This is a genomic window from Dellaglioa sp. CoH-56-MRSF-13 (assembly GCF_056782095.1).
Genome location: NZ_JBXAYC010000002.1, coordinates 93,903 through 119,632 on the forward strand (window position 1 = coordinate 93,903; position 25,730 = coordinate 119,632).

The 25,730-nt window shown below is 31.8% G+C and carries 27 protein-coding genes and 1 riboswitch; of the genes, 24 read left to right on the plus strand and 3 right to left on the minus strand.

The annotated features are described in order from the left end of the window. The first annotated feature begins 1 nt into the window (after position 1). The 12 genes from AC1RP1_RS02255 to AC1RP1_RS02310 all read left to right on the plus strand — a co-directional run bounded on the left by AC1RP1_RS02255 (position 2) and on the right by AC1RP1_RS02310 (position 11,461). Positions 2-733 carry a pseudouridine synthase gene (locus AC1RP1_RS02255; RefSeq protein WP_409022503.1) on the plus strand — a complete coding sequence of 244 codons (732 nt, stop codon included), beginning with the start codon at positions 2-4 and terminating at the stop codon, positions 731-733. A gap of 51 nt (positions 734-784) precedes the next feature. Beyond that, positions 785-909: riboswitch (FMN riboswitch) on the plus strand. A gap of 117 nt (positions 910-1,026) precedes the next feature. After that, positions 1,027-1,611 carry an ECF transporter S component gene (locus tag AC1RP1_RS02260; RefSeq protein ID WP_409022504.1) on the plus strand — a complete coding sequence of 195 codons (585 nt, stop codon included), beginning with the start codon at positions 1,027-1,029 and terminating at the stop codon, positions 1,609-1,611. Positions 1,612-1,676: 65 nt separating this feature from the next. Further along, complete coding sequence (locus AC1RP1_RS02265) at positions 1,677-2,711, plus strand: helix-turn-helix domain-containing protein (protein WP_481761347.1); 1,035 nt, start codon at positions 1,677-1,679, stop codon at positions 2,709-2,711. Further along, on the plus strand, positions 2,698-4,149 hold the full coding sequence (locus AC1RP1_RS02270) for a RecQ family ATP-dependent DNA helicase (protein ID WP_481761346.1): 1,452 nt from the start codon (positions 2,698-2,700) through the stop codon (positions 4,147-4,149). The genes AC1RP1_RS02265 and AC1RP1_RS02270 overlap by 14 nt, the downstream gene beginning before the upstream one ends. A gap of 57 nt (positions 4,150-4,206) precedes the next feature. Then, on the plus strand, positions 4,207-4,815 hold the full coding sequence (locus tag AC1RP1_RS02275; protein ID WP_481761345.1) for a LysM peptidoglycan-binding domain-containing protein: 609 nt from the start codon (positions 4,207-4,209) through the stop codon (positions 4,813-4,815). Positions 4,816-4,869: 54 nt separating this feature from the next. Then, complete coding sequence (gene cmk, locus AC1RP1_RS02280; RefSeq protein WP_481761344.1) at positions 4,870-5,535, plus strand: (d)CMP kinase; 666 nt, start codon at positions 4,870-4,872, stop codon at positions 5,533-5,535. Between the two features lie 98 nt (positions 5,536-5,633). Beyond that, on the plus strand, positions 5,634-6,878 hold the full coding sequence (gene rpsA, locus AC1RP1_RS02285; RefSeq protein ID WP_481761343.1) for a 30S ribosomal protein S1: 1,245 nt from the start codon (positions 5,634-5,636) through the stop codon (positions 6,876-6,878). A 91-nt stretch (positions 6,879-6,969) separates the two neighbouring features. Continuing rightward, positions 6,970-8,280, plus strand: coding sequence for a ribosome biogenesis GTPase Der (gene der, locus AC1RP1_RS02290; protein WP_409022510.1), 1,311 nt, complete (start codon positions 6,970-6,972; stop codon positions 8,278-8,280). A 198-nt stretch (positions 8,281-8,478) separates the two neighbouring features. Further along, a complete protein-coding gene (locus AC1RP1_RS02295) occupies positions 8,479-8,754 on the plus strand; it encodes an HU family DNA-binding protein (protein ID WP_409022511.1) in 276 nt (91 codons plus the stop codon). Positions 8,755-8,908: 154 nt separating this feature from the next. Then, positions 8,909-10,168, plus strand: coding sequence for a tetratricopeptide repeat protein (locus AC1RP1_RS02300; RefSeq protein ID WP_481761342.1), 1,260 nt, complete (start codon positions 8,909-8,911; stop codon positions 10,166-10,168). Between the two features lie 82 nt (positions 10,169-10,250). Next, on the plus strand, positions 10,251-10,721 hold the full coding sequence (locus AC1RP1_RS02305) for a GNAT family N-acetyltransferase (RefSeq protein WP_481761341.1): 471 nt from the start codon (positions 10,251-10,253) through the stop codon (positions 10,719-10,721). A 134-nt stretch (positions 10,722-10,855) separates the two neighbouring features. Next, entirely contained in the window at positions 10,856-11,461 is a 606-nt protein-coding gene (locus AC1RP1_RS02310; protein WP_481761340.1) for a sugar O-acetyltransferase, read from the plus strand. A gap of 96 nt (positions 11,462-11,557) precedes the next feature. Here the strand turns inward: AC1RP1_RS02310 and AC1RP1_RS02315 are convergent, their stop codons facing one another. After that, a complete protein-coding gene (locus AC1RP1_RS02315; protein WP_481761339.1) occupies positions 11,558-12,388 on the minus strand; it encodes a site-specific integrase in 831 nt (276 codons plus the stop codon). Between the two features lie 91 nt (positions 12,389-12,479). Then, a complete protein-coding gene (locus tag AC1RP1_RS02320) occupies positions 12,480-13,340 on the minus strand; it encodes a YitT family protein (RefSeq protein ID WP_481761410.1) in 861 nt (286 codons plus the stop codon). Positions 13,341-13,513: 173 nt separating this feature from the next. On the opposite strand from AC1RP1_RS02320, the gene dapB reads away from it, so the two are divergent. From dapB to AC1RP1_RS02345, 5 genes are all read left to right on the plus strand, one after another. Beyond that, positions 13,514-14,299 (plus strand): 4-hydroxy-tetrahydrodipicolinate reductase, encoded by a 786-nt coding sequence (dapB, locus tag AC1RP1_RS02325; protein ID WP_409022516.1) that lies wholly within the window; start codon positions 13,514-13,516, stop codon positions 14,297-14,299. Continuing rightward, the gene (locus AC1RP1_RS02330) at positions 14,296-15,510 is read left to right on the plus strand and encodes a CCA tRNA nucleotidyltransferase (protein ID WP_481761338.1); all 1,215 of its coding nucleotides are present in this window, start codon (positions 14,296-14,298) and stop codon (positions 15,508-15,510) included. The genes dapB and AC1RP1_RS02330 overlap by 4 nt, the downstream gene beginning before the upstream one ends. 96 nt (positions 15,511-15,606) lie before the next feature. Beyond that, on the plus strand, positions 15,607-17,502 hold the full coding sequence (locus tag AC1RP1_RS02335) for an ABC-F family ATP-binding cassette domain-containing protein (protein ID WP_481761337.1): 1,896 nt from the start codon (positions 15,607-15,609) through the stop codon (positions 17,500-17,502). Positions 17,503-17,509: 7 nt separating this feature from the next. After that, the gene (locus AC1RP1_RS02340) at positions 17,510-18,457 is read left to right on the plus strand and encodes a thymidylate synthase (protein WP_481761336.1); all 948 of its coding nucleotides are present in this window, start codon (positions 17,510-17,512) and stop codon (positions 18,455-18,457) included. 23 nt (positions 18,458-18,480) lie between these two features. Further along, positions 18,481-18,969 (plus strand): dihydrofolate reductase, encoded by a 489-nt coding sequence (locus AC1RP1_RS02345; protein WP_481761335.1) that lies wholly within the window; start codon positions 18,481-18,483, stop codon positions 18,967-18,969. Between the two features lie 49 nt (positions 18,970-19,018). Here AC1RP1_RS02345 and trhA read toward each other — a convergent pair whose 3' ends face one another. Further along, the gene (trhA, locus tag AC1RP1_RS02350) at positions 19,019-19,660 is read right to left on the minus strand and encodes a PAQR family membrane homeostasis protein TrhA (RefSeq protein WP_481761334.1); all 642 of its coding nucleotides are present in this window, start codon (positions 19,658-19,660) and stop codon (positions 19,019-19,021) included. A gap of 139 nt (positions 19,661-19,799) precedes the next feature. Here trhA and AC1RP1_RS02355 point away from each other — a divergent pair, with 139 nt between their 5' ends. The 7 genes from AC1RP1_RS02355 (at position 19,800) to AC1RP1_RS02385 (ending at position 25,716) form a co-directional block, all read left to right on the plus strand. After that, positions 19,800-20,648, plus strand: a complete 849-nt coding sequence (locus tag AC1RP1_RS02355) for a DegV family protein (RefSeq protein WP_481761333.1) — start codon at positions 19,800-19,802, stop codon at positions 20,646-20,648. A 198-nt stretch (positions 20,649-20,846) separates the two neighbouring features. Continuing rightward, positions 20,847-21,629: an SGNH/GDSL hydrolase family protein gene (locus AC1RP1_RS02360; RefSeq protein ID WP_481761332.1), complete on the plus strand. Its 783-nt coding sequence runs from the start codon at positions 20,847-20,849 to the stop codon at positions 21,627-21,629. 11 nt (positions 21,630-21,640) lie between these two features. Next, complete coding sequence (locus AC1RP1_RS02365; RefSeq protein ID WP_409022524.1) at positions 21,641-22,255, plus strand: YpmS family protein; 615 nt, start codon at positions 21,641-21,643, stop codon at positions 22,253-22,255. 15 nt (positions 22,256-22,270) lie between these two features. After that, positions 22,271-22,492 (plus strand): YozE family protein, encoded by a 222-nt coding sequence (locus AC1RP1_RS02370; protein ID WP_409022525.1) that lies wholly within the window; start codon positions 22,271-22,273, stop codon positions 22,490-22,492. Between the two features lie 14 nt (positions 22,493-22,506). After that, positions 22,507-23,955, plus strand: a complete 1,449-nt coding sequence (locus tag AC1RP1_RS02375; protein ID WP_481761331.1) for a S41 family peptidase — start codon at positions 22,507-22,509, stop codon at positions 23,953-23,955. 142 nt (positions 23,956-24,097) lie between these two features. Next, positions 24,098-24,946, plus strand: a complete 849-nt coding sequence (gene ylqF, locus AC1RP1_RS02380; protein ID WP_481761330.1) for a ribosome biogenesis GTPase YlqF — start codon at positions 24,098-24,100, stop codon at positions 24,944-24,946. Positions 24,947-24,948: 2 nt separating this feature from the next. Continuing rightward, on the plus strand, positions 24,949-25,716 hold the full coding sequence (locus AC1RP1_RS02385) for a ribonuclease HII (RefSeq protein WP_481761329.1): 768 nt from the start codon (positions 24,949-24,951) through the stop codon (positions 25,714-25,716). The last annotated feature ends 14 nt before the right edge of the window (positions 25,717-25,730 follow it).

The window sequence follows — 25,730 nt, forward strand, 5'->3', positions numbered from 1 at the left end:
TATGGCAGAGGCAGAAAGATTACAAAAAGTTATGGCGCAATCAGGTGTTGCGTCACGAAGACAATCCGAAAAAATGATTTCAGAAGGTCATGTTAAGGTGAATGGTAAGGTTGCAAGTGAGTTGGGTATTAAGGTCACAAGTGAAGATAAAATTGAAGTTGATGGTATTCGTTTAAATGAAGAACCATTAGTCTATTATTTATTCTACAAACCAAGAGGAGTTATTTCGGCTGTTAAGGATAATAAAGATCGTAAGGTTGTTACGGATTATTTTCCAGGTGTAAGGGAAAGAATTTATCCAGTCGGTCGATTAGATTATGATACTTCTGGATTATTATTAATGACAAATGATGGTGAGTTAGCCAACAAAATGACTCATCCAAAGTATAAGATTGACAAAACTTACGTCGCTAAAGTGAATGGTATTCCATCTAATGATGATTTAAAAACGTTACGTCAAGGAATTGTAATTGATGGTAAGAAAACGGCTCCTGCTCATTCAAAAATTATTTCAGCAGATAAAAATAAGCAAAAAGCAATTGTTTCATTAACAATTCATGAAGGCCGAAATCATCAAGTTAAAAATATGTTGGCAGAGGTCGGACATCCAGTGGAAAAATTAAAACGTGAAACTTATGGATTCTTAGATTTATATGGATTAACTTCGAGTCAATACCGTGAGTTATCTGAAGAAGAAGTTCATGCATTGAAAAGTATCGCCGAGCGTAAATAATTGTAACTTATTTTATCCTATGTTATATTTTGTAGCGTAATAAAATATTTGGTTCGTCTTCAGGGGCAGGGTGTAATTCCCGACCGGCGGTTATAGTCCGCGACCCACATTGTATATGTGGCTGGACTGGTGTAATTCCAGTACCGACAGTTAAAGTCTGGATAAAGAAGATAGGGCTTATTTGAGTAAGTAATTTCAAATGAACTCTGTTAATCTTTAGTGATTAATGGCGTTCATTTTTATTTACTTGAAAGGTTCTTCATTGAAGATGGCCTTCCAGGAGGTTTTCTAGTATGAATCGGTCACCAGTTTATAAAGTTGTGATTACAGCGTTCTTAGCTGCAATCTCATACGTATTAATGTTTTTATCTTTCCCAGTAATTTTTCCGTATTTAAAAATTGATTTTAGTGATTTACCAATTTTAATTGGATTTTTTATTTTGGGACCAATGAGCGGTGTGATGGTTGCCGTCGTTCGTTCATTGCTGTATCTAGTTTCAACTGGAACAGATATTGCCAGCTTGATAGGTGTTGGAAGTAATTTCTTAGCATCAATGGCGGTATCATTTCCAGCATATTATCTTCTCAAAGGTAAAGGAAACCTTAAGCCAACACTTGGAAAGAGTATTTTGGCAGTTTTAGTGAGTACCTTTGTACTAACTGCTGTATTATCTATTGCAAATTATTTTGTAATTCTACCAGTGTACTTGAATGTTATCGGTATGAATATCGGAATGTCAGTATCCAAGTACGTTATTGTTGGTATTGTTCCTTTTAATATTATAAAAGGAATTCTGGTCGTTGGGTTATTTAGTCTTTTATATCAGAGAATGTATGGTTGGGTTCAGTTAAATAATAAAAAATATAAACAACTATAGTATAATTAATGAGGGAGAATTCTTAAGTGATTCTTCCTCATTTTATTTTATAAGGATGGTATTTTATGGTTGAAGATTATCTCTTACAAATGTTTAATGTCGAATATCGGCGACCTAATGTAATATTTAGCATTATTACAGGTCGGAATACTGTTTCCAATATATATTGGGGAATGCGTTATGATTTGCTAGATTATTTTAGTATTGATCCTCAATTTACAAATGAAATATATCAAAAAATACTTTCTAAGTTGAAACAAAATAAATTACTCACTGAATCTAATGGGCAAGTTCGGTTAACGCAAAATGGTTTAATTCGACAAAAAAAAGCGAAAAGCGATTTATATCAAATTAAGCACCCTAAATTAATAAATCAATATAAATTTAATGAATGGTCAGAAACTTGTATTTTAGCTATACAAGTTGTATCTGAACTTAGCTTTGTTAATCGTCATTATTATCCTGTCGTAACATCCGAATTAACTAAATTTAATATCAAAAAATGGATTTCTAATAATGACAAAACAATACTAACAAAACAAGTTAATTTAGAATTACGATTGTTCGTGCAAAAAATTGATACAAATTCTAGTTTAATATTTATGAACAAATTAATTGGTCATAATCTTAATGGATTGACCAATAAACAGTTAGCAAATGAGTTGAATCTATCAGAAATGGAGATTCAATTAATATACAGAGATACAATAAATTTTTTTGCTAGTTGGATTGAGGAGCAAAAACAAAGTGTGTTCAAAGAATTAGTTCAGTCAATTCTAAAAACAGGAATTATTTCTGAAAGTGCAAAGGAAACGATGAGATTAATTACTATGGGCCTATCTGTTAATGATGTGGCTAAAAGTAGAGGATTGAAGACTAGTACAATTTTTGAACATTTACTTGAATTAGCAATGATTAGTGAAAAATTTCCATTTGATACTTTTTTAACAAAAAAAATAGTTAATGATTTATCTGAAATTATGGGGAGAGATATTGATCAAGTACCTTTTAAAATAATACAAAATAAGAAACCTGATATAAATTTTTTCGATTATCGTTTGTATCAAATTTATAGGAGTAAAATAGATGTCCAAAATTAATTTAAAAGAAAAATTGATGGAATACTTTGGATTCGATTCATTTATGATAGGCCAAGAAGAAACCATAGAAACTATCTTATCTGGTCAAGACACGTTATCAGTACTACCTACAGGGACTGGGAAATCATTGTGTTATCAGTTAGCTGGCTATCTTATGAATGGTACGACAGTTATCGTTTCACCGTTGTTATCTTTAATTCAAGATCAAGTTAGTCAATTTAATTTTCGTGGTAATGGGACAGCTATTGGATTAACATCAATATTGAGTTATTCTGAAAAAAAATATGTGTTAAAAAATATACAATCTTATAAATTTGTTTATTTATCTCCTGAAATGCTAAGTCAATTTGAAGTGATAAATGCCCTTAAACAAATAGATGTATCACTATTTGTTGTAGATGAGGCACATTGTATCTCCACTTGGGGACCAGATTTTAGGCCTGATTATTTGGATTTGAATAATGCAATTGTGAAACTTGGTACACCTTGCGTTTTGGCGTTGACAGCCACAGCTGCACTAAATATTCAGAATGATATTATGACACAATTAAAAACAGAAGGTCGAGATTTTCATAAAATCATTAAATCGGTTAATAGAAGTAATATTTTTTTAAGTGTCTTAAAAGTGCATGATGAATCTGATAAAAATAAGCAATTATTAAATTTATTGAATAAAATCAAGGGTGTTGGAATCGTTTATTTCTCGAGCAAGAAAAAGGCAAATGAGGTCTCAGATTTAATAAATAATAACACTGGATTAAGGTCTGAACCGTACCATGCTGACTTGAATGATATGGCAAGGTATACGGTACAAAGACAATTTATGGAAAATCAAATAGATGTTATATGTGCAACAAGCGCTTTTGGTATGGGTATTAATAAGAAAGATATTAGATACGTTATCCATTATCATATGCCCGCTGATTTTGAAAGCTACGTACAAGAATTTGGCCGATCTGGACGAGATGGCCAGCAGAGTATCGCAATTGTTTTTTCTCAAGAAAATGATGTGTTTCTACAAAGAAACTTAATTGATTTAACCATTCCAGATGATGATTTTATTAGGATGTATTTTAAAAAACATAAGGAATTAGTTGGTCTTGGAGAAGAAAAAGGTAAACTGTTAGATTATTACTATGAGAAACAAAGCTCAGTTGAAGAGGTGCAGTTCCTTTTTAGACAAAGGAAAATTGAAAAAGAAACTGGATTACAAAATATGATAATGTTTGTTAATTCAAGTAATTGTCGAAAGCAACAAATTTTAAACCATTTTGGAGAATCGAAATTAATAGAACATGATGAATTCTGTTGCTCAGCGTTATTTAATGTGGATGTACTTCAAAAGATTGGATTAGAAAAAAAGATAATCAAAAATGATGACAAGCAGTTAATTCAATCAACAGATAATATTATTTCAAGATTGTTTAAATTATCTTGAGAATAATTTGGATTATTATGGTAAAATAATGATAATTGTTTTTAGGAGGATTGAAAAATGAGTGATAAAAAAGATAATTCAGAAAAAAAGCCTTGGGAAAAATCATTCGAAGACGATAGAGACGATAATGGAAATTATTCTCGATCAGCGAATAGACGTAAAAGTAAAAATAGTTCATTATTAACTACGGGGTTATTAGTTGTTTTTGTAGCTATTATTATTGGAACGATTGCTTTTTATATTGTTGAAAGTAACAAAGTATACCAACCAGAAGATAGAACCACAAGCGAGAGTTCAGTAAGTAAAAAAATAGTTACCAAAACTGATGATTCTGATAGTTCTAGCTCAAGTGCTAAGAAAAGCTCTGAATCAAAAGAAAAAGCTAGTTCTGAATCGAAAGAAAAAGCATCAAAAGAAAAAGCTAGCTCTGAATCAAAAGAGAAAGCTAGTTCTAGCACTAATTCAAGCTCTAGCTCAGCGTCTAGTGAATCAACCAGCTCTGATAGTTCATCAAGTGCATCTTCAAAGTCATATGTAACTGTCGAAGCAGGACAAGGCATATATCGTGTTGCAGCAAACAATGGGTTAACTACAGAACAACTTCTACAAATGAATCCAGGGTTGACTACTTCTATTAGTGCAGGACAAAAAATAAGAGTTAAATAATATACATATGGGATTGATATCTAATCAATCCCATTTTTATGGAGGAATTACTTGATGAAAAATAATATCCAAATTGCAATTGACGGACCGGCATCCGCAGGAAAAAGCACTGTCGCTAAATTAGTTGCTAAAAAATTAAATTATGTTTATTGCGACACTGGGGCAATGTATCGAGCAATTACTTTTGAAGCAATGGCAAAGAATGTTGCGCTGGATAATGATGATAAGTTAGTTAGTCTATTAAAAGATACAATAATTTCTTTTAAACCAGCAAATCCAGAACAATTAGTCTATATAAACAATATAGACATAACACAAGCAATTAGGCAACCTGAGGTAACTAATAATGTTTCAACGGTTGCTGCTCAAGAAGGTGTACGCAAGGAATTAGTTAAAAGACAACAAGAAATTGCCGAAGATGGATCAATTGTTATGGATGGTCGTGATATCGGAACGACAGTATTACCAAATGCTGAAGTTAAAATATTCTTAGTTGCGAGTGTTAAAGAACGTGCTCTTCGCCGATTTAAGGAAAATCAAATTAAGGGTATTAATACAACACTTGATGTTTTAGAGTTTGAAATTGCCGAACGAGATCGAAAAGATTCTACACGTGAAATTTCTCCGCTTATTCAGGCAAAAGATGCTATACTTGTAGATACGACTTCAATGAATATTGATGGGGTCGTACAGAAAATTATGGATATAATTAACAAATAATAAAATAAAATGTGAAAAATGAGTATTAGCACTAGTAATTACTCTTCATTTCAGCTAAAATAATAAATAGAGTTTATTCGCTAAGGAGGACATTGTCCATGAGTAATATTGAAGAAAATAATGATTTACTAGAAGCATTAAATAGTGTAAGTGAAGTTAAGGTTGGTTCTGTTATAAAAGGTGAAGTTTTAGCTATCGATGATGCTAAACAAGTCATTGTTGGTATTGAAGGCGCCGGTGTTGAAGGTGTTGTACCAGCTAAAGAACTAGCACTTAAAGCTGGTGAAGAAACAGAAGACGTTGTCAAAATTGGTGACGTTATGGATTTAGTTGTTATTTCAAGTATCGGTGGCGATAAAGAAGGTGGTAGTTACTTACTATCACAAAGAAGAATTGCTGAACGTGAAGTTTGGAATGACTTACAAAAATTAGCTGATGATGATGCTACAATCGAAGCTACAGTAACACAAGTTGTTAAAGGTGGATTAGTTGCTGATGCTGGTGTGCGTGGATTCGTACCCGCTTCAATGATTGATGATCGTTTTGTTGAAGATTTATCAAAATATAACCATCAAACATTAGATTTCAAAATTATTGAAATTGACCCAACTGAAAATAGATTAATCTTATCACATAAAGCAATTGTTAAAGCTCAAAGAGATGCTCAAAAAGTAGAAACTCTTAAAACTTTAACAGTTGGTGAAGTTGTAACAGGAACAGTTGCCCGTTTAACTAACTTCGGTGCATTTGTTGATCTTGGTGGTATTGATGGACTTGTTCATATTTCAGAAATTTCTTACAACCGTATTTCTAAGGCAGAAGATGTCTTATCAGTTGGTGAAGAAGTTAAAGTTAAAGTATTGGCAATCGATTTAGATAAGAATCGTATTTCATTATCAATCAAACAAACATTACCTCAACCATGGGATAATGTTGAAAATGATATCCATGTAGATGACGTCTTAGATGGTACTGTTAAACGTTTAACGACATTTGGTGCATTTGTTGAAGTTATGCCTGGAATTGAAGGATTAGTTCATATTTCACAAATTTCTTACACACATATTGCTACACCAGGCGAAGTTTTAAAAACTGGCCAAGCTGTTCAAGTTAAAGTACTTGAAGTACATCCAGCAGAACATCGTTTAGCTTTATCAATTAAAGCTCTCGAAGAAAAACCAGCAACAGAAGAAAAACCTGAAAAGAAAAAAACAGTTAAAAAAGCTGCACCAAAAGCTAAAGCTCCTAAATCAACAATGAGTGGTATGCCAGAAGAAAGTACTGGTTTCACACTTGGTGATATTTTAGGTAAAGCATTAGAAGATGCAGATACTAACAAATAATTAAAATATTATTTTTAAGTAACGACTGAACTGTAGTTCAGTCGTTTTTATTATTTATTACAAAAGATATTTAGAGAGTGAGGTACTATCTATGGCAAATCCTGTTGTAGCAATTGTTGGACGTCCTAATGTTGGAAAGTCCACAGTTTTTAATAGAATAGCCGGGGAAAGAATTTCAATTGTTGAGGATACTCCTGGTGTTACACGAGATCGTATTTATGCTCATAGTGAGTGGTTAGCGCAAAAATTTAGCTTGATTGATACTGGTGGTATCGATATCGGTGATGAACCCTTTTTGACGCAAATCACTGAACAAGCACAAATCGCAATCGATGAAGCTGATGTTATTGTTTTTCTTGTAAGTGTAAAAGAAGGCGTAACGGATGCTGATGAGAAAGTGGCTAAAATTTTATATCGTTCTGATAAGCCAGTTATTTTAGCGGTTAATAAAGTTGATAATCCCGAGTCTAGACAAGATATTTTTGATTTCTATTCATTAGGATTTGGAGAACCATTTCCAGTTTCTGGTAGTCATGGCCTTGGGGTTGGTGACTTATTGGATGAGATTACAAAGAAATTCCCTGAAAATATTCCTGATGAAGATGACAGTCGAATTAAGTTTAGTTTGATTGGTCGTCCTAACGTGGGTAAGTCTTCATTGGTGAATGCAATCCTGGGTGAAAATCGTGTTATTGTTTCACCTATTGAAGGGACTACACGTGATGCAATTGATACAGCTTTTGATACTGAAGAGGGCGATATGTTCTCAATGATTGATACAGCTGGTATTAGAAAACGCGGAAAAGTATATGAAAATACTGAAAAGTATTCTGTACTACGTGCCATGCGTGCTATTGATCGTTCAGATGTTGTTTTAGTTGTGTTAAATGCTGAAGAAGGTATTCGGGAACAAGATAAGAGAGTTGCAGGGTATGCCCATGAAGCAGGACGTGGTATCATTATCGTCGTAAATAAATGGGATACTCTTGAAAAAGATAATCATTCATTATCTGATTTTGAGGCTAATATACGTCAAGAATTTGCATATCTTAGTTATGCTCCTATTATTTTTGTGTCTGCAATTACACAGCAACGATTATCTAAGATACCCGAATTAATTAAACGCGTAAATGAAAATCATAGTCGTCGTATTACATCTTCAGTATTAAATGATGTCATTATGGATGCAGTAGCCCATAATCCAACGCCAACTGATAATGGAAAACGTTTAAGAATTTACTATGCAACACAAGTAGCAATACAACCACCTACATTCGTTGTATTTGTTAATGATACTGATTTGATGCATTTTTCATATGAACGTTTCTTAGAAAATCAAATTAGAACATCGTTTGATTTTGAAGGAACACCAATTCATGTTATTGAAAGAAGAAGAAAATAATTCAAATTGATAAAACGCTACCATGCCATCTTTTTTTCTGCTAAAGTAGTTAAATACCTTGATGTAATACGTTTTGTATGGTATCTTAAATAAAGAATTAGTAGAGTAATCTCTGGTTCTATTATTATTATTTATTTTAAATAATAATGGCTGAATATTTTTAAATATTCGGACACATTTTAGGGGAGGTGAAACATTATGGCAAACAAAGCACAATTAATCGAAAATGTTGCAAAAGAAACAGGATTGACAAAAAAAGATGCTACTGTCGCAGTTGATGCTGTATTTGGTTCAATCCAAAGCACATTAGCTACAGGTGAAAAAGTTCAATTAATCGGTTTCGGTAACTTTGAAGTACGTGAACGCGCTGCTCGTAAAGGTCGTAACCCACAAACTGGTGAAGAAATTCAAATCCCTGCAAGTAAAGTACCTGCATTTAAACCAGGTAAAGCTTTAAAGGATTCTGTTAAATAATACTTAGAAAAAGCTAGTACAATTCATTTTGTACTAGCTTTTTCAATCTATAATTTATTTTATAGACAATAGTTATGTACGAGATTACTAGCTATTGTGTGTATGATAGATTAAACTAAACCATATTAATTTAATAATGAAGGGAAGTTATTTAATGACGCATTCAGAAATTATGCTAGACTACTTGGACGAAGGACAAATTGATGAGGCAATGAAAGAATTTGCCAGAGCATTAAGAAAAGACAATGATGCAACATTATTTAGTTTAGCAGAAGAGTTATATAGCTTAGGTTTTTTAGCTCAATCTAAACGTACTTATGAAAGATTATTAGAAAAATATCCAGAAGAAGATACTTTAAAAACATTCCTGGCAGATATTGCAATTAGTGAAGGAAAATCTGATGAAGCACTTAACTATTTGTCAGAAATTGAAGAAGATTCAGAAGCTTATCTTCAGTCTCTTATGGTTGCTGCCGATTTATATCAGACACAAGGTATGTTTGAAGTTAGTGAAAATAAATTATTAACTGCATATAAGTTGGCTCCTGAAGAAGAAGTTATCCAATTTGCTTTAGGCGAACTATATTTTAATACAAAACAATTTAGTCAGGCAATCGGATTTTATCTTGAATTAATTAAATCAGGACAGACTGAACTGTCACAGGTTAACTTAGTACAAAGATTAGGTGTTAGTTACGCAAACAGTGGGCAGTTTGAAAAAGCAATGGCATATTTAGAACAAATTCATTTAGAAAATATGGACTCTGATACTAAGTTACAGATGGGTTTAACCTATCTACAATTAAATGATCAACAAAAAGCAATTGATATTCTTTATGATTTGAAGGAAGAAGATCCTTCGTATACATCCTTATATCCAATTCTTGGTCAAGCACTTTCAGATGAGAATAGATTGAATGATGCTTTACTTGTCTATCAAGAAGGGTTAGCGGTTGACGAGGTAAATGATACATTGTATGAACAGGCAGCGACTGTTGCCTTAAAATTGGACGATGAGAAGCAAGCTGAAAAGTATTTAAATAAAGCAATTGATATTAATCCAGATAATACTGGCATATTATTACAATTAAGTAATTTATTAGTTAAGCAAGAACGTGATGATGAAGATATTAAATTACTAGAAGATATCAAGAGCGACGGAGATGTAGATCCTCAAATATTTTGGAATTTAGCTATTTCATATGAAAGACTTGAAGATTATGATAAAGCTGAAGAAAATTATTTAGAAGCATACCCTTATTTTACTAATCAAGTTGACTTTTTAAGATCTGTTATATTTATTTTTAGAGAGAACGGACGACAAGAGGAGTTAAAGGACGCAATTAAACATTACTTAGCTTTAGTACCTGATGATCAAGAAATTATTGATATTCAAAATGATATAAATTATTAAAATAAAACGTTTATATCATTCTTTTGGTATAAGCGTTTTTTGTTAGCAATTTGTAAGATTTGCTTAAAGAAGGGGAAGTAAAATGATTACAAATCAGATAGTGATACCAAAATTAGAAGATAGTACTGAAATATTTAATTTAATTAGTCGTAATCGTCTTGAATTAAGTGAGTGGCTTCCATGGGTTAATGCTATGAAATCGATTAATGATGAAATAATTTTTTTAAGAGACTCTTTTAAGGATGAAACTAAATTAATTTTCGCTATAAAAATTAATAAGAATATCGTTGGCATGATTGATTTACATGGAATAGATTTACATATGGGAACTGCTGAGGTTGGTTATTGGTTAGACAAGTCGTATGTAGGACGCGGAATAATGTCAAAGGCCTTAACAGAACTTGAGAAACTAGCTATAAAGGAATATAAGTTAAAAAAATTAAAAATAATACTAGATTTGAATAATATAAAAAGTTTGAAAGTAGCTAAGACTAATAATTATCACTTTATAGAACAAAATGACCAAAATTTAATTTTTGAAAAGAGATTATAGAATTTATGATGGTATATTTATAAATGATATTATTATTTTTTGCTTTTTAATTGCTATTAAGGATATAATTTTAGATAGGTAATGTTGTTTAAATGGCGATTAATTATCTAAAATTATATATCGGGGGTAGGGACATGAAAGATTTAAACGAAAAAGAAATTGAACGATTGAGTAAAAAAAGTATTACTGAGAAAATTATAGATGGCGATTGGTACCAATATTCTAAAGAAGAATGGGCTCAAAAAACTGTTAAAACAAGTGCACAAACTATTTATAAAATAAATAAATTGGCGGCTCATGATACGAATGATGCAGATAAAATGCTTAAAGAATTTTTACCTAATATGGAAAAATCTGCTGAAATATATTTTCCAATTTCAACTATAGAATGGCCGGAAATGTTAAAAATAGGGTCAGGCACATTTATTAATTCTAATTTACAGATTTTAAGTGCAGGACAAATAACAATTGGAGAACACTGTTTCATTGGGCCTAATTGTCAGTTATATACACCTAATCATCATTCTATGGACAAAAATTTACGTCGTGAAGGATGGCAATATGATGCACCAATTACAATTGGTGATGATTGTTGGTTTGGTGGATCAGTGATTGTTTTACCTGGTGTCACGATTGGAAATAATGTCGTCGTTGGTGCTGGTAGTGTGGTAACAAAAGATGTACCTGATAATGTTTTAATCGCAGGTAATCCAGCACGAATTATTAAGACTATTGGTTAGATAAAGTTATGGCGAAAAGTAGCATAATTTAAAAATATTTGGGCAACAAAAAGGAGCTAGAATTTTTCTAGCTCCTTTTTGTTGCTCTTTTAAGGTTTATATGATTAATTTTTGTTCAATAATTAAATGACGGTAGTATAAAAGTGAATTTGGATCAATTCTTAACGTCATCATAATTTCTGAATCTGTCATCGTATTGTTAGTGAGAATAGAAAAACAAATAGCTGACTGGTACAGCAGACGTGGTGAAACATTTGGCGCAATAAATTGTAAATCTTTCTTTAAAAATTTATGTAGACCAGGTAAAGATAATAAAGGTGCTTCAACATTTTTACGCAGTTTTAAAAAGCAATCGTTGGAGTTTTGTAAAATTTGTAGTTGTTTAATATAGGTATTGAATTGCTTCAAAAATAATTCCTCTGTTTCCGTAAATGTTAATTGTTTAAAGCTAACGAAAAAACCAGGTTGTAAGATTTCTGAAATTTTAAAGAAATGCCGTGTCATTAATAAAACAAGTCGAGAATAGTAGCTAATTTCTGAATTTAAAAGATAAGAGTCGAAGTCTATTAACCAATTGAAGGTTATAACAGAATTTGCGATATTTTTTTTCCCTTTTAACATTAATGTTGGAATATGAGTATTTATCTGATGGGTAAATAAATATTTAAAATAACCATTCAGATGCGATAAAACCTTAGTATATGTTGAATTTTTAATATTTCTTTTATCTTGAAGCATAGTTAAATATTGACGAACGTCTGATTCTAAGATAGTTTCAACCATTATTGAATTAGAGAATGCATCATTAAAATTTAGAAGATAGTTAAAAAAATCATGAATATCGTAGTTATATTCTAAAATTGTTGATGGGGACAAAGAGTTGGATTCTAATGATAAATTAAAAGCTTTTTGATAGGGATAATTCATTTAATTGCCTCCTTTAGTAATAAACAATAAGTTACTTTAACTATATCACACTAATAAAGCGCACTGCAAAAATCGCAGTGCGCAAGACCAATCATTTATTAAAGATATTAGTGATATTAGTGATTTTATTCTTTTTTTGTCGATTAAAACTAAACCCTTGTCCCAGTACTTCATTAACACTACTAATTGAAACAAAAGCATTTGAATCCTGGTTTTGTAATATTTCCTTCAACTGATGAAGTTCATTACGGTTGATAACAACATAAATCATTTTTTTATTTTGGCGAGAATAAGATCCCTCACCATTGATGTAACTAACACCTCTGCCTAATTTATCCCAAATTTCATTAGTTATAATTTGATATTGGTCACTAATTATTAAGATGCCAAGTCCAGAATAACTACCTTCAAGAGTGAAGTTAACAATTTTTGAGAAAACATATGAGCTTAGTAGGGTATACATCATATGCCTTAAATCTAAGTAGCTAAGTGATATGACCAAAACAGCAATATCAAGGGCAAGAATTGTCTTACCCATTTGAATACCACGTGTTTTTTCAAAAATTCGAGCCACTACATCAGTTCCACCAGTAGTACCACCAAAACGATATACTAAGCCTGACCCAAGGCCACCAAAAGCACCAGCAAGGATACCTGCTAAAAACAAATCATCATTTACATTAATTTGAATCGGAACACGTTGCCAAATCCATAAGAAAAGAGATAACATTATTGTTCCATATATAGTATAGACTAATGATCGTTTACCTAAAAAACGGTAACCAATAAGGATTAATGGAACATTAATTGCAATTGTTGAATACGCAGGATCAATATGAAACCAATAACGTAAAATTAAAGTAACTCCGGTTATACCACCTTCAGCAAGATGGTTTGTTATATTAACGGTTGCTAATCCAAATGCATAAAAACAACAACCTAACGCAATCATTACTAAATCGATTATTTTAATTCGTTCATTTTTTAAGATTAGTTCTACCCCCTGAAATAAATTCAATATAAATATCATACCATATTATCGATGAATGTCTGCTGACTATCATTTTAAATCTAGTATAAATCTGTTAAACTAGATTGTATTAATTAAAGATGAGGAGGATTACTATGATTAAAGTTTTGGTTGCTGGATTTAAAGGACGAATGGGTGCCACTACAACAAATATGATCTTAGAAAATCCATTATTTGAATTAGTTGGAGTCTATAGTACTACAGCTACAGAAAAAAATATAAATGAAATTACTGACTATAAGACAGAGAATGTCCCAATATTCAATAAGCTAGATGAAATAAACGTAGTTTCCGATGTTTGGATTGATTTTACTGTCCCAAGTGTTGTTTTCGAAAATACTAAATTTGCTATTTCGAAACATATGTCACCAGTTATTGGGACTACGGGTTTATCGGAAAATAATATAGCTGAACTTAAACAATTATGTAAAACAGAAAAATTAGGTGGATTGATTGCTCCTAATTTTGGTATTTCAGCTGTTTTATTAATGCAATTTGCGCAACAAGCTGCTAAGTATTTACCTGACGTTGAAATTATTGAAATGCATCATGATAATAAATTGGATGCTCCAAGTGGTACAGCCTTAAATACCGCAAAATTAATTGCTGAAGTTCGTAAACCTAAAATTCAAGGCAACCCTGATGAAAGAGAAACATTACCAGGTGCGAGAGGTGCAGCCTTTGAAGGCATGAGAATTCATAGTGTCCGTTTACCAGGCTATGTTGCTCATGAACAAGTCTTATTTGGTGGCGAGGGTGAAGCATTAACTATTCGTCAGGACTCATTTGACCGTATTTCATTCATGTCTGGTGTTGCATTAGCTACTGAAAAAATTGGACAATATAAAGAATTACTAGTTGGATTGGAAAATATATTATGATAGTTTCCAATCTTGCGGATGATTTCATTAATGCTGAACCAGTGATTAAAGCCATTGAAAATGCTGGTTTTGAAGCATATTTTGTCGGAGGAAGTGTTAGGGATACTATCTTAGGATTACCAATCCATGATATTGATATTGCCACTAGTGCATACCCTGAGGAAATTAAGGAAATTTTTAATAAGACGGTAGATACAGGTATTCAACATGGGACTGTTATGGTTTTAGATCATGGAGAAGGTTATGAAATCACCACATTTCGAACAGAATCAACTTATCAAGATTTTAGACGTCCAGATCATGTTGAATTTGTACGCTCTTTAGAAGAAGATTTAAAACGTCGTGATTTTACAATCAATGCCTTAGCAATGACACATGATGGACGGATTATTGATTTGTTCAACGGACTACAAGATTTAGAAAATCACATCATTAGAGCTGTTGGCACTGCTGATGAACGTTTTAATGAAGATGCTTTACGAATGATGAGGGCAATTAGATTTGCAAGCCAATTAGATTTCACAATCGAAATGGAAACGAAGAAAGCATTAAATAAACATGCACCACTATTGAAAAAGATTGCTATTGAACGGATTCATATTGAATTTATTAAATTACTGTTGGGAAAAAATCCTCAAATTGGACTTCGACATTTTGTTGAATCAGATTTAGTAAAATATTGTCCCGAATTTAATAATTATTTATCGGAACTAACTGATATGTCAAAAATGCAATCAATTAAACTTACATCAGAAGTAGCTGCTTGGTCGTTAATTATTCATGTTCTAAAGATAACAGAAACTAATATTAATCATTTTCTAATCTCATGGAAAAGTTCAAATGAGTTAATTACACACGTTCAAATAGTTATCAAAGCACTTAACGGTATTATTCATGATTCCGTTAATCGAGAACTGATGTATGAAACTGGATTAGAATTATTATTAATTGCAAATGAAGTTGCAGCAATATTTAATAGTAATTTAGATGCAGAAATGCTGACAGTTGCTTATACTGCACTTCCAATTAAGTCTAAAAAAGACATGGCAATTAATGGACGACAGTTAATAAAAGATGTTGGTATTCAACCAGGTGAAAAATTAGGCCAAATTTTATCCATATTGGAAAATCGTATTTTACTAGAAGAAGTCCCAAACGAATCAACTCAATTATTAAAAGTGGCTAAGCAACTAATGTTAAAATTAGCGTAAAAAAAGAGATTAAATATCATTTAATCTCTTTTTTTACAAAACATGCTTAGTAATACAAATTATAAAAGAGAATCAATTAGATAAGAGAGTGATTACATGCAAACACTGAGGGTAGAACATTTAAAGAAAACATACGGCGAAAAAACATTATTTGATGATTTAAATTTTATTGTTAATGAAAAAGATAGAATCGGATTGATTGGAACTAACGGTTCAGGGAAAACAACGTTATTAAATGCATTAACAGACCTTGACCCAGCTGATTCAGGAGATTTAATTAAACCAAATAACTATCGTATGAGTTATTTAAAACAAATACCAGAATTAAATGATGATATGACAATTATGGAAGCCGCTTTTGAAGGAGCTTCACCTATTTTTGAAACAATTCGTCATTATGAAGCTGTTTTAACAGCCTATAGTGAACATCCTGAAGATGAAAAATTACAGCAACGTTACTCAGATGCGGAAGATCGTATGAATCGTGAAGATGCATGGAATGCCGATAATGACGTTAAAACAATTCTAACGCAATTACAAATAACGGATTTAACACAAAAAGTCTCAACCTTATCTGGTGGACAGAAAAAAAGAGTTGGCTTGGCTCAAGTACTCATACAAGCTCCTGACTTATTAATTCTTGATGAACCAACAAACCATTTGGACTTTAGTTCTATTGAATGGCTAGAAAGTTACCTTAAAACGTACAAAGGAGCTTTAATTGTTGTTACTCATGATCGGTATTTTTTAGATCAAATTGCCAACCAGATTTTAGAACTATCATTTGGTAAATTACACTCGTATGAAGGTAACTATCAAGATTTCGTTGCTCAAAAGGCTGAAAGAGTTGCCCAGGAAGTTACCGCTGAGCATAAAGAACAACAGCTATATAAAAAGGAACTAGCTTGGATGCGTACTGGAGCAAAAGCTAGATCAACAAAACAACAAGCACGAATTAACCGTTTTAACGATTTAAAAGAAAATATGAATTCATTACAAATTGATCAAGATGTTTCAATTGGACTAGGCCAACAGCGGCTTGGTAAAAAGGTTATTGAGCTAAAAGAAGCTAGTTTAGTCTTAGAAAATCATAAAATTATTGATCATTTTAGTGAGTTGATTCAGGCGAGCGATAGAATCGGGATTACCGGTAAAAATGGTGCTGGTAAATCTAGTTTACTAAATGCAATTGCTGGAAAATTACCACTTAACTCTGGCGAATTACTAATGGGCGAAACGGTTAAATTAGGTTATTACCAGCAACAAACTGAACCCATACCTGGCGATAAACGAATGATTAACTATCTAAATGAAATTGGTGAAAATATCGAAAATAAACATGGCGAACGAATAAGTACAACACAACTTTTAGAGCAGTTTCTTTTTCCAAGATCGATGCATGGGACATTAATTAGACAGCTATCCGGTGGTGAAAAAAGAAGACTCTATCTCTTGAAATTACTTATGCAACAACCAAATGTCTTATTACTAGATGAACCTACAAATGATTTAGATATTGGAACATTAACAGTACTTGAAGACTATTTAGAATCTTTTAATGGCGCAGTTATAACTGTCTCACATGATAGATATTTTTTAGATAAAGTTGCAGATCAATTACTTATTTTTGAAGGCGATGCTAAAATTAATCGTTATACTGGATTATTTACATCGTACCTTGCTAAAGAATCACTGGATGATGCCGTATCAATATCAAAAAAAGAAAAAATTATCGAACACGACACCATTTCTGACGATAAATTAAAAGTTAAATTAACTTATGCTGAACAAAAAGAATTTGAAACAATTGAACAGACAATTGATAATTTAGAAGCTAAGAAAGAAAAAGCTGAAAGTGATATGTCGAATATCAATGGCAATGATTTTGTAGCATTAAGTGAACTACAAGTGTCAATTGATAATTTAGATGATGAAATTGAAGAAAAGATGAATCGTTGGGACTATTTAGGTAAATATGCAGAAAAGGGGTAATTTTCGTATGGAAGAAACATATTTGCAACTTGAACGTGATATTTTAATGAACGGAAATGATAAATCTGATCGTACAAAAACGGGAACTAAAAGTCTTTTTGGCTATCAAATGAGGTTTGACTTAAGTCAAGGATTCCCACTACTAACAACTAAAAAAGTACCATTTGGTTTAATTAAGAGTGAGTTACTGTGGTTCTTAAAAGGTGATACTAATATCCAATATTTATTGAAACATAAGAATCATATTTGGGACGAATGGGCTTTTAAAAATTACATTGAAAGTTCTCAGTATATGGGTCCAGATATGACTGATTTTGGACATCGATCACTTTTAGAGACTGATTTTAAAAAAGAATATGAAGTACAGAAAAACCTTTTTTGCGATAAAATTATTGAAGACGATGAATTTGCAAAAAAGTTTGGTGAATTAGGTGACGTTTATGGTAGTCAGTGGCGTAATTGGAAAACTAGACAAGGTGATACGATTGACCAAATTAAAGATGTTATTGAAGCAATCAAAAAAACACCTGATTCTAGAAGATTAATTGTGTCCGCTTGGAACCCAGAAGATGTACCAAATGTGGCATTACCACCTTGCCATACGTTATTTCAATTTTATGTGGCTGATGGTAAATTAAGTTGTCAATTATATCAAAGAAGTGGCGATGTCTTTTTAGGTGTACCATTTAATATTGCAAGTTATGCGTTATTAACTCATCTAATTGCTAAAGAGGTTGGACTTGAAGTTGGTGAATTCATTCACACATTAGGCGATGCCCATATTTACAATAATCATATAGAACAAGTGAAGGAACAACTTTCTCGTGAAGTGCAACCCATGCCAAAATTATGGTTAAATCCTGATAAAAATAGTATTTTTGAATACGATATGACGGATATTAAAATAGAAGACTATAATCCTGCACCACCTATTAAAGCGCCTGTTGCAGTTTAATATTTACTTAAGGAGAGTCAATAATGATTAATTTTATTTGGGCTGAAGACAGTGAACATCATATTGGATATAAGGGTAAGCTACCTTGGTACTTACCAAATGATTTAAAATTTTTTAAGAAAACAACGCTTAATAAGGTCGTTGTTATGGGCAGAAATACATTTGAAAGTTTTCCGGGACTATTACCAAATCGAATTAATATTGTTCTTTCAAGTAAAAACGATTTAGTTGAAACAGATACTCTAAAGATTGTTCATTCAATACCAGAGTTGAATGATTTATTAGAAACATATTCTGAAGATATTTTTGTTATTGGTGGCGCAACATTATTTTCTGAAATGTATGTAAAAGTTAATAGATTGTATCAAACAAAAATTAACGCTACGTTTGATGGTGATGTGATGATGATTCCTATTGATTATACTCATTGGAAATTAATTGAAACGATTCCGGGAATGATTGACAAAAAAAATGTATATGATCATGAATTTAGAATTTATGATAAAAAATAATTAAAAAGCGAAGACATATCCAATACGGATGTGTCTTCGCTTTTTAACTTTAAGTATATAATAAAATAGAAAAAAACATTAATCCTGTACCTAACATCACAAATAAATGCCAAACGACATGTAAGTACTTAACACCGTTTATACTATAAATTCCAGCGCCGATTGTGAACGCAATGCCACCAGAAACAAGTAGCCAGAACCCAATTGTACCGAGGCTATTATAAAGTGGCATCATTGCGCTCAAACAAAGCCAGCCCATAATTAGATAAATGATGGTTGAAATTGTTTTAAAATGACCCAACCAAATTGATTTATAAATAATTCCTAAAACGGTCATCATCCAGATGATTCCGAATAGTGTCCAACCTAATGCCCCACCAACAGAGAGAAGACAATAAGGCGTATAAGTACCTGCTATCAGAATATAGATACTACTATGATCGAAGATTTGAAAAACAGTTCTTGCTCGTGTAAATATTAAACTATGAAATAGGGTAGAAGTTAAGTACAGCAGTACCAAAGATGAACCATATATAGCATACGAGGTAATTTCTAATGCACTACCATTATGAGCACCTTTAATAAGTAAAAAAATCAATCCCGCTATACTTAACCCAAGACCAATACCATGAGTTACCGCGTTTAATACCTCATTTAAGATGAGATACCTTCTACTGTAATTATGTTCCAAAAAAACACCTCAGTCATCAATTTCTATGTGAAATAGACCAGTAATTCTGATATACTAGACATTATAAATAGAAAAGTTTATAGTGACATTATTGTATCATGATTAAAAACTTTTGTTAAGAAAGTGTGGATGAAGAAACATGAAAAAAATTAAAATAATAACGGATTCATCTGTTGGATTAACAGATAATGAAATAAAAGAAAATGACATTAGCATTATACCTCTAAGCGTTATGATTGATGATACTATTTACGTTGAAGGTGAATCAATTACAAATGACGAATTTGAGACTAAAATGGAAACGTCAAAAACGTTACCTAAAACAAGTCAGCCACCAATTGGTACTTTTGTAGAAATGTTTGACAGTCTTGGGGCAGATGGTAGCCAAGTTCTCTCACTTAACATGACTGACCAAATTAGTGGTACAGTTCATACTGCAGAGCAAGCTGCAGAAATGAGTCAATCCGATGTAACCGTTGTTGATACTCGTTCTACTGATCGAGGTATGGCTTTTCAAGTCTTAGCAGCTGCTAAGTTAGCAAATTCAGGTGCATCAATGGATGATATTTTAACAAAAATTTCTGAAATCCGTAAGAATTCAACTCTAAATATGGCCGTTATGACTCTGGATAATCTGGTCAAAGGTGGACGTATATCAAGATTAACTGGTGTTCTTTCAAGTGTTTTAAATATGAAGATTATTTTGGAAATGATTGATGGCGAATTAAAAATTAAAAATAAAGGCCGTGGTATGAAGACGGTTAACAGATTTATTGCAGATTTAGTTGAAGAATTAAAAAGTACACCTAATGTTAAAGCAGTAGGTATTTCTCATGCTGGAAATGAAAAAAAGGCATTTGAAGTTCGCGATTTATTACAAACAGCAGTCCCAAAAGTTGATATTCTAGTTCGACAGACAGCACCTATTATTGCGACGCATGGTGGTCCAGGGGCTTTTGCAGTGATGTTCTACACAGATAAAGACTAATATATTAAATAATTATTTTTAAACTGGTCCAAAAACAGCTGTTTTTGTCCGGTTTTTTTAATTAAATAAAGGAATGATTTTTTGAAATTTTTTAAAAGCTTTTCCATTACTATTTTAAGTATTTTAGTACTAAGTGGTCTTATATTTAGTGGGCTGTGGTTTGCAACCGGCCATTTTTCGAATCATTCTTTAATAACAGTGCCCCATAAAAAAACAGCTCTTAAGCTAGTATCCCTTGGTGATTCTTTAACGCAGGGTGTCGGAGATGAAACGAATAAAGGTGGATTCGTTTCATTAATTACAGAAAAAATAAATACTGATAAAAATATGAAAGTAACTGCCTCTAACTTTGGCTTATCAGGAGATCGAAGTGATCAAATTTATAGCAGATTAAAGAAACAACCCAAAATGCAAAAAACGTTAAAAAAAGCCACTGTTATTACATTAACAGTTGGTGGGAATGACCTATTACAGGTTATACAAAAAAACATTTTATCTAATGATACTGATAAGTTAAATAAAGCTATTGATACTGAAAAAATGACTTATACAAAAAATTTAAATGATTTATTTAAAGAGATTAGAAAATATAATAATAGCGCGCCTATCTACGTTATAGGAGTGTATAACCCATTTTACGTTTATTTCCCCGAAATGAGTAGTATGAAAACGATTGTTAAATCATGGAATAACGTAACCAACAAGGTTGTTAAAAATGATAAAAATAGTTATTTTGTTAGTGTTGAAAAACAGCTTTCTGAAGGACAATATTATGGTAAAACAAGTAAATTAGCCAAGACTTTGGGTAGCTCAGACTTATCTGATTTATCTAGTTTTAATCTTGAAAGTGTCTTGCAAGAAAAAGATGAAAAAAATAACTATATTTCTATAACTGATCATTTTCATCCAAATAAAAAAGGTTATAAAAAAATGACTGATTTGTTGTTCAAATCAATGGAAGAACATCATTTATTTAAATAATGAGGAGAATTATGCCGAAAAGAACAGAAAAAACATCAACCACTTTTAACGCATGGAAAGTTGCGTTTATCATATTATTTTCTTTATTGATTGGCGTACTACTTTATTTTTCCGTTAGTATTATGAACCAATCCCAAGATCAAAAGACACTAACAACTCAAACCACTTCAAAAGCAACAAAAAGAACAGAACTAAGCGTGGAAATGAACAAGGAACAACTTAACGGAACCATTAATTATTATTTAAAATCAATTCAAAAAGGTCAATCAATTAAATATCGGTTTTTAGTAGATAAATCTGCTATATTAATGGGCACAACAAAAATTTTAGGACAAAATATTTCATTCACATTATATTCAGATCCAGTTGTAACAGATGATGGTAATATCTTGTTAAAAGCAAAATCTGTTGCTGTAGGTTCATTACCAGTTCCTAAAAAGTTTATAATGGATTATGTAAAAAATGCATATGATTTACCAAATTGGATTACGATTAATAGCAAAGAACAAACAATTATGCTTAACTTAAAAAAACTAGATATTGAGAATGGTATACAAGCTAGTGCAACCAAAATTGATTTAAAAACGAATGTTTTTAAATTCGATGTTTCTATCCCTTTAAATTAAATGAGGTATCAATTTATGAGACAAACATTTTATCAATTTTTAATGACCGAACGCAATGATCACGGTACGGATGAGGTGTCCCAATTTGCAAATAATGCATTTTATGATCAAAGTTTTCCTAAATTGTCAGATAAGTATGACTTTCTTTCTAATTATCTTGAATTAAATGCAGGATATTTACCTTCAATGACAATTTTTGATGACGCTTGGGCCCGATATTTAGACAAAATGAATTAGTGGGGAATTAAATTATGGAAAAAGATAAAAAAGAAAAACGTTTTAGATTTGGTCGTCATTTTTGGACCTTAATAGGGTCAATTTGTTTATCTTTTATAGTCGGAGCTGCTGCAATGTATTTTTTTGCAATTAGTCAAATTAATACATTAGTTGGGTCATTACAAACGACTAGTTCAGATTTAGCCAAAATTGAGTCTGTTTATTCGGCACTAAATAATTCTTATTATAAAAATATCAGTAAGAAAAAATTAGTCGATGGGGCTATCAATGGTATGGTCGACTCTACTGGAGATAAATTTACGGCCTATTTAGGTAAAGAAGATGCGACTAATTTAAATTCAACTATTTCTAGTAAATTTGTTGGAATCGGTGCTGAAGTCAAAATTAGCAAGAAAAATATTCAGATTGTTTCAGCTATTAAAGGAACACCAGCTAAAAAGGCTGGTTTGAAGACAGATGATATTATCCAAAAAATAGATGGTAAATCTATTTATGGTCTCAGTTTAGAAAAAGCTGTTTCAAAAATTAGAGGTAAAAAAGGAACAATAGTGAAACTAACTATTAAACGTGATTCATCAACATTTAATGTTTCAATAAAACGAGATGATATTCCTGTTAAAACAGTCTATAGTAGTATTTCGAAAAAGAATAAAAAAGTAGGATATATTCAAATTAGTACATTTTCTGAGGATACATCTAACGAAGTCAAATCTGCAGTGAAGTCACTTAGAAAAGATGGCGCTACATCGTTTGTCATTGATGTTCGTGATAATCCAGGTGGCCTTATGGATCAAGCATTAGCGATTGGATCAATGTTCTTAAAAGATGGTCAAACAATTATGCAGGTACAAGGCAAAACGGGTTCTCCTGAAGTATATAAGGCTGGTAAAAAATATGACTCAGGATTTAAAGTCACAGAAAAAACAGCTGTTGTCATTAATAAAGATAGTGCAAGTGCTTCTGAAATTTTAGCAGCCGCACTTAACCAATCTGGTAATGATAAATTAATTGGGTCAACATCTTATGGAAAAGGTACCGTCCAAACAATCAATACCTTTACAGATAAAACAGAATTAAAAGTTACCATTGCTAAATGGCTAACACCTGATGGTTCTTGGATTAATAAAAAAGGGATTAAGCCTACTATTTCAGCTGATTATCCTGCGTATGCTTATTCACCACTAATTAATACTGATAAAACATATAAATATGAAGACGTTACACCTCAAGTTAAAACGATTCAAGTTTACTTAAGCGCACTTAATTATTATAAAGACAAAAATAATGGTTACTTTGGTACATCAACGGTTAATGCAGTAAAAATGTTACAAAAAGAAAATACTTTAACTCAAACGGGCGAAGTTAACAAAGATACTGCTTTAAAAATTGAAACATTAGTTCAGAAAAAAATTTCAAAAAATGATCCTGCCTATGATGCGGCAATTAAATCGTTAACAAATTAATAAAAGACTGAAGAGGGCGAAACTAAATAGCGGAACTCTCTTCTTTTTGTGCACAAATTAAGGTATTCTGATTAAGAGAGTTAAATATAAAGAATTAAGCAAGTTAATTAAAAGTTTACTTGGCTTAACAAGGAGAATTTAAATGACAGTAATCCAATGGTTCCCAGGACATATGGCAAAAGCCTTAAGATTAGTAAAGGAAAAATTAAACTTAGTAGATATCGTACTTGAATTAGTTGATGCAAGATTGCCTGAATCATCTAGAAATCCGCAACTTGAGCAATTACTTGCAACAAAACCTCATATTATGGTTTTAACAAAAAAAGATATGGCCGATCCGAACGTTACTGCACGTTGGCTACAGTACTATGAAAACAAAGGAATTCCGGCAGTTGCAGTAGATAGTCAACACGGACAACTTAACGCTATCGAGAAAAAAATTAACGTTGTTTTAAAAGATAAAATAGCGTTACGAGAAAGTAAAGGTATCCTCCAACAACGAGTTAAGGTAATGTGTATCGGAATTCCGAATGTTGGAAAATCGACGTTACTAAATCATTTGTTAAGTAAAAATGTCGCCATAACTGGAAATAGACCTGGGGTGACAAAAGCACAGCAATGGTTAAAAGCCGGAAAATCAATGTCTCTTTTAGATACACCAGGTATTTTATGGCCCAAATTTGAAGATCAAGAAATCGGTAAACGTCTTGCTTTAACAGGAGCAATAAAAGACTCTTTATATGCAAAAGATGACATTGCATTATACGGGTTAGAACATTTTAAACAAACAAATCCAAAGGCATTACAAGAGAAATATAAATTAACGGATGAACAAATGCAGTTAAGTAATGTTGATTTATTATTAGATTTAACAAAAAAAATGGGTTTCAAAGAAGATTATGATCGTGCGAGTGAGAGAATTATATTTGATATTAGACAAGGTAAACTTGGTCGTTATACCTTAGAAATCCCTCAATTGGGTGGCGAATAGTTGTGACCAAATTTACAATTTCTCAAGTAAAAGAACATTTATTGAATAATCCATCGGATAATTTTATGCAAGAAATAGCTAAAGACTCTCGCAAAGGAGTTATTAAGCTTTTAATCCAATATAATAATAGACAAAAAAAACTAGTTGAACACCAAGAATTATTTAATCGTAGGTTAGTAATAGAAAGAGACCTATGGCAGAATGGTATTCCTTACATCGCTGGTATTGATGAGGTTGGAAGAGGACCGTTAGCTGGTCCAGTTGTTAGTGCAGCAGTTATTTTACCTCATAATTTCAATCTAATTGACGTGAATGATTCGAAAAAATTATCTGCATCTATGCGTGAAGCATTATACGTTGAAATATTAGCTACAGCTGTTTCAGTTGGTATATCTGTGATAAATAATCAAACAATTGATGAAGTTAATATATATCAAGCATCAAGAATTGCTATGTTAGAAGCTGTTAATTCATTGGACGTGAAACCACAACAATTATTGATTGATGCTATGACGATTGATAGCGATATTCCGCAGGAAAGTTTCATTAAAGGCGATTCTAAAAGTGCTAGTATTGCTGCTGCTAGTATCGTTGCTAAGGTTTACCGAGATCATCTCATGAACTTTTACAATGAATTATATCCAGGATACGATTTCAATCATAATGATGGATATGGAACTAAAAAACATTTAGCAGGACTTAGCAAATTAGGAGTCACTCCAATTCATCGTCGAACATTTGAACCAATTAAATCTATTCTAAAAAAATAATGAAATAAATTGCG

Coding starts and splice junctions, on each gene's coding strand:
- AC1RP1_RS02255 (WP_409022503.1), top strand. CDS start 2: ATGGCAGAGGCAGAAAGATTACAAAAAGTTATGGCGCAATCAGGTGTT.
- AC1RP1_RS02260 (WP_409022504.1), top strand. CDS start 1,027: ATGAATCGGTCACCAGTTTATAAAGTTGTGATTACAGCGTTCTTAGCT.
- AC1RP1_RS02265 (WP_481761347.1), top strand. CDS start 1,677: ATGGTTGAAGATTATCTCTTACAAATGTTTAATGTCGAATATCGGCGA.
- AC1RP1_RS02270 (WP_481761346.1), top strand. CDS start 2,698: ATGTCCAAAATTAATTTAAAAGAAAAATTGATGGAATACTTTGGATTC.
- AC1RP1_RS02275 (WP_481761345.1), top strand. CDS start 4,207: ATGAGTGATAAAAAAGATAATTCAGAAAAAAAGCCTTGGGAAAAATCA.
- cmk (WP_481761344.1), top strand. CDS start 4,870: ATGAAAAATAATATCCAAATTGCAATTGACGGACCGGCATCCGCAGGA.
- rpsA (WP_481761343.1), top strand. CDS start 5,634: ATGAGTAATATTGAAGAAAATAATGATTTACTAGAAGCATTAAATAGT.
- der (WP_409022510.1), top strand. CDS start 6,970: ATGGCAAATCCTGTTGTAGCAATTGTTGGACGTCCTAATGTTGGAAAG.
- AC1RP1_RS02295 (WP_409022511.1), top strand. CDS start 8,479: ATGGCAAACAAAGCACAATTAATCGAAAATGTTGCAAAAGAAACAGGA.
- AC1RP1_RS02300 (WP_481761342.1), top strand. CDS start 8,909: ATGACGCATTCAGAAATTATGCTAGACTACTTGGACGAAGGACAAATT.
- AC1RP1_RS02305 (WP_481761341.1), top strand. CDS start 10,251: ATGATTACAAATCAGATAGTGATACCAAAATTAGAAGATAGTACTGAA.
- AC1RP1_RS02310 (WP_481761340.1), top strand. CDS start 10,856: ATGAAAGATTTAAACGAAAAAGAAATTGAACGATTGAGTAAAAAAAGT.
- AC1RP1_RS02315 (WP_481761339.1), bottom strand. CDS start 12,388: ATGAATTATCCCTATCAAAAAGCTTTTAATTTATCATTAGAATCCAAC.
- AC1RP1_RS02320 (WP_481761410.1), bottom strand. CDS start 13,340: ATGATTGCGTTAGGTTGTTGTTTTTATGCATTTGGATTAGCAACCGTT.
- dapB (WP_409022516.1), top strand. CDS start 13,514: ATGATTAAAGTTTTGGTTGCTGGATTTAAAGGACGAATGGGTGCCACT.
- AC1RP1_RS02330 (WP_481761338.1), top strand. CDS start 14,296: ATGATAGTTTCCAATCTTGCGGATGATTTCATTAATGCTGAACCAGTG.
- AC1RP1_RS02335 (WP_481761337.1), top strand. CDS start 15,607: ATGCAAACACTGAGGGTAGAACATTTAAAGAAAACATACGGCGAAAAA.
- AC1RP1_RS02340 (WP_481761336.1), top strand. CDS start 17,510: ATGGAAGAAACATATTTGCAACTTGAACGTGATATTTTAATGAACGGA.
- AC1RP1_RS02345 (WP_481761335.1), top strand. CDS start 18,481: ATGATTAATTTTATTTGGGCTGAAGACAGTGAACATCATATTGGATAT.
- AC1RP1_RS02355 (WP_481761333.1), top strand. CDS start 19,800: ATGAAAAAAATTAAAATAATAACGGATTCATCTGTTGGATTAACAGAT.
- AC1RP1_RS02365 (WP_409022524.1), top strand. CDS start 21,641: ATGCCGAAAAGAACAGAAAAAACATCAACCACTTTTAACGCATGGAAA.
- AC1RP1_RS02370 (WP_409022525.1), top strand. CDS start 22,271: ATGAGACAAACATTTTATCAATTTTTAATGACCGAACGCAATGATCAC.
- AC1RP1_RS02375 (WP_481761331.1), top strand. CDS start 22,507: ATGGAAAAAGATAAAAAAGAAAAACGTTTTAGATTTGGTCGTCATTTT.
- ylqF (WP_481761330.1), top strand. CDS start 24,098: ATGACAGTAATCCAATGGTTCCCAGGACATATGGCAAAAGCCTTAAGA.